Origin of the sequence: Halobellus sp., assembly GCF_042218505.1 — an archaeon.
Taxonomy (GTDB): Archaea; Halobacteriota; Halobacteria; order Halobacteriales; family Haloferacaceae; genus Haloquadratum.
This window is the reverse complement of record NZ_JBDGQZ010000008.1, coordinates 36,938-45,883: the sequence shown is the minus strand read 5'-3', so window position 1 is coordinate 45,883 and position 8,946 is coordinate 36,938. Positions and strand designations below refer to the sequence as shown.

The window sequence follows — 8,946 nt, the reverse complement described above, 5'->3', positions numbered from 1 at the left end:
GACGGTCTGGCGGTTCTTTGGGTCGAGTGCGTTCGATCACCTCAGCGGGAGGCGAGCGGCAGCCTCGCGGTAACGCGAGTCCCAGATCTGCAACTCGCCTGCGGTCCACTCGATCGGGTCGATTTCGCGGCGCGCGATGAGATCAGTCGCGTCGTCGATTCGGCCTCCACGGGCGAGCGTGACGTGCGGGACGTACTCGTCACCCTCCAACTCCGGGACGGTGCCGAATACCTCGCAGAGCCGCCGGTGAAGGGTGTGGAGATCCGCACTCTCGACGTCGAGGTAGACCACAGGGCCGGAGCCGCGAGTCGGAATCTCGAAGCAGTCGAGCCCCGAGATCCGGAGGTCGATCTCATCCACGCCCCGGAGCAGCGGTCGCAGTCGCTCACGGAGTCGCGGGAGCGAGTCGGCCTCGTCGTCGAGCGCGGTGTCGAAGCGCTTGGCGAGGAGCGTGTGCCGCTCGCGGATCCGCTCGAAGCGCGTGAGCTCGGGGTGGAGGTCGGCGGCGAGGCGATCGACCCGCCCCGGAACCGGGACGTTCAGGCTGAACACGCTCCCGTGTGGGTCTTCGCCCGACAAGAAGGCGTCGGGAACCGACGCGGGACGACATCGGGGGGTGTGAAAGCGGTGAGGCCGCGCGGGCGGAGCGGTCGGAGGCCCGGTTCAACCCCCTCATCTTGCGCATTCTGATCAGTACTCCCGTCGCGACGTACGACTGCCACCGCTCCCCGAGAGTTATTGGTCGCGACCGGGATCTTCAGGTATGAGAAACCGGCGTTGGACCACCCGGCGGAGACTGCTCTCGGGGCTGTCGCGCACGTTCGCAATCGGGCTGGTGGCGGGCTGTAACGGGACCTCCGAGGGCTCGACGGCGGCCGGTGACCAACAGACAGCGACGGCGGCCGACGAGCCGTCAGCGACCGGCAGCACATTGACGGCGGCCGACGACGATCCGACGACAGCCGACATCGGAACAGCCACGAGCGAAGCCAGCCTGACTCCCCGGCCGCAACTCGACCTCCGCGAGGCGAACGTCGTCAGCGTGGCGTTCGACGCCGACGGTGAACGCTACACGTTCGACGTTACGCTGTATCACGACGACGAGGGCGAAGACGGCTACGCGAACTGGTGGCAGATCGAGCGCCTCGACGGGACGCGACTCGGCAGGCGCGAGTTGCTTCACGCGCACGCCGACCAGCCGTTCACGCGATCGGACACCGTCGAGGTGCCGTCGTCGGTGACGTGCGTCGTCGTCCGCGGGCACGATCAGACGCACGGGTACGGCGGCCGACTGCTGCTCGTCGATCTGGCGTCGGGCGCGACGCGAATGATCGAGCAGGGGGCTGACCGACAGTCGGTGAGCGAGCGCGACTGCCCCGGGTCGTGACATTCACCCCGGAACCGACGTGGGTGAGTTAGCCCCGCTCGCTACTGGGCTAGATCCGATCGAGGAGCCACAGCACGATCAGGGCGATGACGGTGAGTCCCACAAGCGGTTGCAGCGGGCCGAGAATCCATCCGACGATGCCGAGCACGCCTTCGATGACCTCTAGGATCAGCCACACCACCACGAGGCTCAGGATGATCTGCAGTAGATCCTCCACATCCAGCGCTCCGCGGTCGGTGTCGGGACTCAGTCGGTGCATAGTCCGTGAGTCGATATTCACAGGCATGTGCCTTCGGATATATGATAGCCAGGAGATCGGTTCGGTTCCGACGGGGCCCCGGTGCGGGACACCCTTAATGTGACACGTTCCCAACGTTCAGTATGGCGAGTCTCTTCCGGGAACTTGGCCGTCTCTCCGCCGGTAGCATCCCCAACTGGATTGGTCCCGCAGTCGGCGTCGCGCTGATCGCCGCGATCACCTTCGCCCTCTTCGGGAACGATCCGACGACGGTCCTCGGGATCGTCGCGCTCGCGCTCGCGGCCGCGGCGGTGTACAGCACGGTCGAGATCGTTGACGCCTACGAGAAAGAAGCGCTGACCGTGTTCGGAGAGTACCGCAAACTCCTCGGACCCGGTTTCAACGTCATCCCGCCGTTCGTGTCGCGGACCTACCCGTTCGATATGCGGACGCAGACGATCGACGTGCCGGAACAGGAGGCGATCACCCGCGACAACTCACCCGTCACCGCCGACGCCGTCGTCTACATCCGGGTGATGGACGCAAAACGGGCCTTCCTCGAGGTCGACAACTACAAGCGCGCGGTGTCGAACCTCGCACAGACCACGTTACGGGCTGTGATGGGTGATATGGAACTTGACGAGACGCTCTCGGAGCGGGAGAAAATAAACCGTCGGATTAACGAGGAACTCGACGAACCGACCGACGAGTGGGGCATCCGCGTCGAGAGCGTCGAAGTCCGCACCGTCAAGCCCAGTCGCGACGTCCAGAGCGCGATGGAGCAACAGTCCTCCGCCGAGCGCCGCCGCCGGGCGATGATCCTCGAAGCGCAGGGCGAGCGCCGCTCGGCGATCGAATCGGCTCAGGGCGAGCAACAGGCGAACGTCATCAGCGCACAGGGGACGAAGCAGGCCTCGGTCCTCCGGGCACAAGGCGACGCGATCGCGACCGTACTGCGGGCGAAGTCCGCCGAGTCGATGGGTGAGCGCGCAATCGTCGAGCGGGGGATGGAGAGTCTCGAGACGATCGGCCAGGGCGAGTCGACGACGTTCGTCCTCCCGCAGGAACTTACGAGTCTCTTCGGCCGCTACGGTCGGCAACTCACCGACTCCGACGTTCAGGAGTCGGCGGGGCTCGACAGTCTCGACTTCGACGCGGAGACGCGCGAACTGCTCGGCATCGACGACGTAGAGGAGATCGTCGAGTCTGTCGACGGGATCGGAAACGCCAGCGACCTGGACGACCGATCAGAGGACGTCGCGGCCGATACCGACGTCGAGCTGAACGTTGAGGACGCCTACGAGCAGGACTGACCCCGCAAAGTAGTCGAACGATCGTTACAGTTATTTTGTGTCCCGGTCGTCCTGCAGATATGAGTCACGAACGCGGCCCGCCCGTCTCGGGCGGTGAGGAGACGCCACCGAATTCGGAAAACCGTGTTCTCGACCGGCTGAAACAGCATTTCCTCGAGTGGGCCGATCAGTACGTCGAGATGCGTGTGCGGGCTCGCCGGGAGTAGTAGCGACAGTCGACTCCGCGACGCAGTACCGGGAGTCAAACTGCTACTCGTCGGTGGTTCGGGTAGTGCTGACGGTCAAAACCGGCACGGGTGAGTGTCGGACGGTTCGTTCGGTCACACTCCCGACGAGATAGCGATCCAGTCCTGAGCGGCCGTGCGTTCCCATCACGACCACGTCGGCGCCGAGTTCTTCGATTAGATTGAGGATTTCGTTTTGCGGGATGCCGGTCACGATCGTCCGCTCGACTGCGATGTCGTCTGGGAGGTGCGCGACCGTCTCCTCGATTGCGGTTCCCGCGCGCTCGCGCTCGACCTCCTCCCAGGCCTCGGGAGCCAGCCCGCTGCTCGGACTCTCGAAGCGGTTCCGGGTGTCTGCGATGGAAACGACGTTAACCTTCGCCTCGGACGCCTCTGCGAGTGTTCCAGCGTGGGCCGCCGCCGAGAGCGACGCGTCGCTGCCGTCCGTTGGCAGCAGGATCCTCGCATAAGGACCGGACATCTCAGGCCACCCCCACGGCCATCAGGAACAGCGCCGCGGAGATAATCGCGAAGAGGCCGCCGACGAAGGTCTTGATCGTCGACGTACTGAGTGCATTCGAGACGTAGGGGGCGATCTGGCCGCCCGTGACTGTCGCCGGGACTGTGAAGATGACCATATTCCACGGTGTCGACGCCAGGCTGAGCGTGTGTCCCCCGACGAGGCCGCCGCCGAACACGTGGACCAGCGAGGCGAGGACGGCCGTCAGCGCGACCACGATGTGGTTCGTGCCAATGGCGATGCGGACGGGCACCGTCGTCCCGAGCATCGAGATGATGCCGAGTTCACCGATGCCGAATCCGGCGAGCCCCTGGAACGTCCCACCGATGCTGTAGTTGGCGAAGCGGCGGAGGTAGCCCCCGCGGGTGTACCGGTAGTCGTCGCCCTCGCGGTCGACGCGGGTGACGTTCCCGTCCTCATCGGTATCGACGCCCGCGGGCCCCAGTTTTCCCGCGTCGTTCGGGAGGTCGACCCGGCCGCCGTCCACCGCGGGGTCTTCGTCCGCAGAGCCTTCAGTCGGCTCATCGCTGGCCCCCTCGTGATCCAGATCGGTCTTGAACAGGAGGTACGACGCGGCAAGCAGTGCGATCCCCAAGAGGCCGTGGAAGACCGGCTCCGGGATAACGAACGAGAGCAACGCGCCGCCGACGACGAAGGGGACCGACCCTCCGACCAGCGTGAGCGCCAGCCGGCGATCCACGAGGCCGTACTGGATGAACGCGATGGCCGAACTCGACAGGCCGAACGCCTCGCTTATCAGTCCGACCTTGACGATCGTCTCCGGTTCCAGCGGGTTGGCTGCGAGCGGAAACAGGAAGATGAGAAACGGTACGAACAGTGCCGACCCGCTGATCCCGACGGTGTTGACGATCGTCGCGCCGGTCAAGAACACCGGGAAGAGCCACCAGAACTCGAGCCAGTAACTCATTTCGACGCCTGCGGGCGTCGGCGCGGTGAAGAACACCCCGAAGACGAACACGAGTGGCGCGAGGAAGACGAAAACGTGCTGATATCGGAGGAACGATCGCTGGACACGGGTGTATGAGACGGAACTCATTGGTGCGTATGCGTTAGTTACGATCCGGATGCTCAGTCGTCCGGCGGGGAGAACGAGCGGCAGGCGGTCGGACGGGCGAGACGACAGCGTGATTACGGTCTGTGGCAGCAGCGAAGACGGCCGATTCGAGCGGTGAGAACGCGGGGAGCGAGGGCATTTAGGTGAATCCCCCACGAGCATCGCGACGGTAACGTTGGCCGACACCGCGGCGCGCTGAATCCAGACACATCGTAGCCGCTGCATAACAACGACCGAAAAATAAGTCTTGAGATCTGGGGCTCATCGGTGTAGTTTTTATTTCGACGGAGTCAGAGCTCACCTCTCTCTAGCCCGTGCCGCAGGACGCTTTCGCTGCACGCTACCGACTCCGGATACACGGTCACTTCGCTCGGTGACCGTCTCGAACGGGTGCTCCGGCGGGATCAGTCCTCGTCGGCGTCGGCCGACGCGCCCTCCACATCCTCGTCCGACCGTACCGGTTCGTTCAGACCGACCACGTCGGACGTCTCCTCTCCCGTCGGGACGCCGTCGATCGGATCCTCGACTGGGACGCCGTCAAGCGGATCGTCGCCGGGATCGACACCCTCCTCGCTCTCGCCGTCGCGGATCCCGAACTCCCGTCTGAGTTCGCGGATTCGGTCGCGGATGTCCGCGGCGAGTTCGAACTCCAGATTCTCGGCCGCCTCCGACATCCGACCTTCGAGGTAGGCGATCCGCTCGCTCGCTTCCTCCTCGTCGTCCGGCTCCTCGTCGGGCGCGTCGGTTCCGCTCTCACCGCTGCCCGGGAGATTTGTCTCGCCGACCTCTTTCTCGATTGTGGTCGGTTCGAGGCCGTGCTCCTCGTTGTACTCCCGCTGGATCCGTCGGCGGCGCTGTGTCTCTTCGATGGCGGACTGCATCGCATCGGTGGTTTCGTCGGCGTAGAGGACGACCTCGCCCGCGACGTTTCTCGCTGCTCGACCCATCGTCTGAACCAGCGTCGTCTCCGAGCGGAGGAAGCCCTGCTGGTCGGCGTCGAGAATGGCTACCAGCGAGACCTCCGGAATGTCGAGTCCCTCTCTGAGAAGGTTGATCCCGACGAGCACGTCGATGTTCCCCAATCGCAGGTCGCGAATCAGTTCGTGCCGCTCCAGTGTGTCGGTCTCGTCGTGCATATACGCGACGTCGACGCCGGACTCTTCGAGGAATTCGGTCAGGTCCTCGGCCATCCGCTTCGTGAGCGTCGTGACGAGCACGCGCTCGTCGCGTTCGATCCGCTCGTCCACCCGGTCCAGCAGGTCGTCGACCTGACCGGTGGCCTCCTCGATCTCGATTTCGGGATCGACGAGATGCGTCGGCCTGACGATCTGTTCGACGATCTGTTCGGAGTGCTCGCGCTCGTAGTCGCCGGGCGTCGCCGAGACGTAGAGCGTCCGGTCGGTCTTCTCCTGGAACTCCTCGAACGTCAGCGGGCGGTTGTCGTACGCCGTCGGTAGGCGGAACCCGTTCTCGACGAGCGAGTCCTTCCGCGACTTGTCGCCGGCGAACTGCCCGCGGATCTGTGGGAGCGTCTGGTGGGACTCGTCGACAACCGTGAGGAAGTCGTCCGGGAAGTAGTCCAAGAGGGTATACGGCGGTTCGCCCGACTTGCGGTCGGACATATGCACCGAGTAGTTCTCGATGCCCGAGCAGTATCCCGTCTCTCTGAGCATCTCGATGTCGAACGTGGTCCGCTCCTCGATGCGCTGGGCGGCGACGAGGTCGCCCTGTCGTTCGAAGTACTTCACGCGATCCTCCATCAGCGACTCGATCTCGCCGATCGCCTGTTCGAGTTTCTCCTCGGGAATCGAGTAGTGCTCGGCCGGGTGGATCAGGACCGCAGGCTCCTCGGAGACGACCTCCCCGGTCAGCGGATCCAGTTTCGTCATCCGGTCGACCTCGTCGCCCCAGAACTCGATCCGGGCGGCGTAGCGGCCGTACATCGGGTACACTTCGACGGTATCGCCGCGGACGCGGAACGTCCCCTGCTGGAAGTCGACGTCGTTGCGCTCGTAGTTCAGATCGACCAATCGCGCCAGCAGGTCGTCGCGGTCGATCTGATCGCCCAGTCCCACCCGCAGCGCCATATCGGTGTAGTTGGTCGGATCGCCCAGTCCGTAGATGGCCGACACGCTCGCGACGACGATGACGTCGTCGCGGGTGAGAAGCGACCGTGTCGCCGAGTGGCGCAGCCGATCGATCTCCTCGTTGATCGACATATCCTTGTCGATGTACGTATCGGTCTGTTCGACGTAGGCTTCGGGCTGGTAGTAGTCGTAATAGGAGACGAAGTACTCGACCGCGTTGTCCGGGAACAGGTTCCGGAACTCTTCGTACAGTTGCGCGGCGAGAGTCTTGTTATGAGCAATAACGAGGGTGGGTTGTTGCAGTTCCTCGACGGTCCACGAGACGGTGTTGGTCTTCCCGGATCCGGTGACGCCGAGCAGTGTCTGCTTCGTCATCCCCGACTCGAAGCCCTCGACCAGTTCTCCGATGGCGTCCGGCTGGTCGCCCGCGGGATCGAACGGCGCAGCGACACGGAAGTCCCGATCCACTGCCGGCCTATCGGGCGAGAGCGGACTCGACCCGGAGGTGTCACTCATCGAAATACGATAGTGGATACACGCACTTGAGACAGTCGGTGGTGTCGCCGTTGGGGGGCACGACCCCCCACCGCCGCGACGACTCGCTCGTCCCAGTCGCGGAGATACCGTGTAGCCCTCACCGCCTCTTACGACCCGACTCTCGGCCGCAATACCCCGGTGTTTACATGCCAGCACCCGTAGCACTCAATCGTCCGTAGCCGTCCCCGGTATGATCGACGACGCCCTCCCCCTCGACCGCCGCCCAGTCGTAGTGCTTCTGTTTCTCGCCATAGCCCTCTCGCTGGTCTTTTGGCCTTCCGGTGGAGCCATCCCTGGCGGCGACCCACAGGTCAGCGCGAACGTGAGTGAACGCTACCGGTCGATCGATTCGCTCACGGCGACCCGATCAGTCGTGATCCGCGAGAACGCGACGACGACCCACACGGTCGCGGACGTGACGCTGATACCGGGAACGGATCGCGAACGGATTCGGTTCCGGGACGGCGGGCCGGCCCGGTACGAACGGCGGATCTCGAACGGCTCTGTCCTGTGGCTCTACGACAGCGACCGGCAGAACCTGACCGTCGTCGAACTCGCCGGGACGCCGACCGCGGTGATGCCCGCCCGGATCCAGCGACTCGTCGCGGCCGCCGGCCTGACTGACGCCGCCGGACAACCACAGCAACCGACAGTCGCGCCGCTGCCGGTGGTTCCGCGCGGGTCACACCCCCGTCCCGAGGCCACTCGTGTCTACCGCGTCGAGTACGTCGAAACCGCCCCCGTCGGCGACCGAACGGCGTACGTCCTCAGCGTCGCGCCGGCGACGAACCGCAGCGACGTCGGATACCGACAGCGGCTCTGGATCGACACGGAGCGCTTCTATCCGCTCCGCACGCAGACCACCTGGAACGAGAGCGGCACCCGTCGCTCGGTGACGACCACCTACACGAACGTCACTTTCGACACGTCGATTTCGGCGGGTACCTTCCGTCCCGACGTCGGGTCCAACGTGACGATCAACCGCCTGGAGACGCCCGACACCGAGTGGTACCGGAGTGTCGATCGGCTCACCGAGCAGACCACAGTCACCGTCCCGCAACCGTCGGTGCCGCCGGCGTTCTCGCTGACGTACGCGACCCGGACTACCGGCCGCGTGCAGGGCGTCGGGCTCCGGTACACGGCTGACGGTCGTCGACTCACCGCCGCCAAGTACAATTTCACGTATGCGCTGGACGAGGGCGAGGCTGACCTCAGTATCGACGGCCAGCCGGCGACACTCGATCGCGGCCCAACGACCTCGTTGTCCTGGTCGTGTGAGCAGTACCGATACACAGTCCGCGGCACGGGCGTCGAGATCGATCAACTGGTCGATACTGGGCGGTCGATCGGGTGCCCGGCCTCCTGATTGTCTGCGCAGTTCCGAGCGTTTTCGCCCCAACTGCCTCGCGGCCACCAATAGTTGGGGCCGGAATTTCTGACTCTGAAACTCCGCCCGACGGTATATTATCCGTCGGTGCCTCAATCAACCTGCGATGGACGCCTCGCACAGAAGTTCGACGGCACCGCCGTCTACGACGTCGTTTCGTCCATCGCCGCCCGTATGG

8 protein-coding genes and 1 pseudogene are annotated in these 8,946 nt (G+C 64.7%); 4 read left to right on the top strand and 5 right to left on the bottom strand.

Annotation, left to right across the window (positions count from 1 at the left end; genetic code table 11):
* Positions 1-36: 36 nt before the first annotated feature.
* Positions 37-552, bottom strand: coding sequence for a 2'-5' RNA ligase family protein (locus ABEI27_RS02265; RefSeq protein WP_375797796.1), 516 nt, complete (start codon positions 550-552; stop codon positions 37-39).
* A gap of 211 nt (positions 553-763) precedes the next feature.
* On the opposite strand from ABEI27_RS02265, the gene ABEI27_RS02260 reads away from it, so the two are divergent.
* Positions 764-1,387 (top strand): hypothetical protein, encoded by a 624-nt coding sequence (locus ABEI27_RS02260; protein WP_375797795.1) that lies wholly within the window; start codon positions 764-766, stop codon positions 1,385-1,387.
* A gap of 49 nt (positions 1,388-1,436) precedes the next feature.
* Here the strand turns inward: ABEI27_RS02260 and ABEI27_RS02255 are convergent, their stop codons facing one another.
* Entirely contained in the window at positions 1,437-1,646 is a 210-nt protein-coding gene (locus ABEI27_RS02255) for a hypothetical protein (protein WP_375797794.1), read from the bottom strand.
* A 122-nt stretch (positions 1,647-1,768) separates the two neighbouring features.
* On the opposite strand from ABEI27_RS02255, the gene ABEI27_RS02250 reads away from it, so the two are divergent.
* Both ABEI27_RS02250 and ABEI27_RS02245 read left to right on the top strand, forming a co-directional pair.
* Positions 1,769-2,938 carry an SPFH domain-containing protein gene (locus ABEI27_RS02250; protein ID WP_375797793.1) on the top strand — a complete coding sequence of 390 codons (1,170 nt, stop codon included), beginning with the start codon at positions 1,769-1,771 and terminating at the stop codon, positions 2,936-2,938.
* Positions 2,939-2,997: 59 nt separating this feature from the next.
* A complete protein-coding gene (locus ABEI27_RS02245) occupies positions 2,998-3,144 on the top strand; it encodes a hypothetical protein (protein WP_375797792.1) in 147 nt (48 codons plus the stop codon).
* Positions 3,145-3,187: 43 nt separating this feature from the next.
* Here ABEI27_RS02245 and ABEI27_RS02240 read toward each other — a convergent pair whose 3' ends face one another.
* The 3 genes and pseudogenes from ABEI27_RS02240 to uvrB form a co-directional block, all read right to left on the bottom strand.
* Positions 3,188-3,643, bottom strand: a complete 456-nt coding sequence (locus tag ABEI27_RS02240) for a universal stress protein (RefSeq protein WP_375797791.1) — start codon at positions 3,641-3,643, stop codon at positions 3,188-3,190.
* 1 nt (position 3,644) lies between these two features.
* Positions 3,645-4,739 (bottom strand): sulfite exporter TauE/SafE family protein, encoded by a 1,095-nt coding sequence (locus ABEI27_RS02235; RefSeq protein WP_375797790.1) that lies wholly within the window; start codon positions 4,737-4,739, stop codon positions 3,645-3,647.
* 563 nt (positions 4,740-5,302) lie between these two features.
* Positions 5,303-7,360 (bottom strand): annotated as a pseudogene (uvrB, locus tag ABEI27_RS02230) (excinuclease ABC subunit UvrB); the annotation flags it as partial.
* Positions 7,361-7,571: 211 nt separating this feature from the next.
* On the opposite strand from uvrB, the gene ABEI27_RS02225 reads away from it, so the two are divergent.
* Positions 7,572-8,747 carry an outer membrane lipoprotein carrier protein LolA gene (locus ABEI27_RS02225; protein ID WP_375797789.1) on the top strand — a complete coding sequence of 392 codons (1,176 nt, stop codon included), beginning with the start codon at positions 7,572-7,574 and terminating at the stop codon, positions 8,745-8,747.
* The last annotated feature ends 199 nt before the right edge of the window (positions 8,748-8,946 follow it).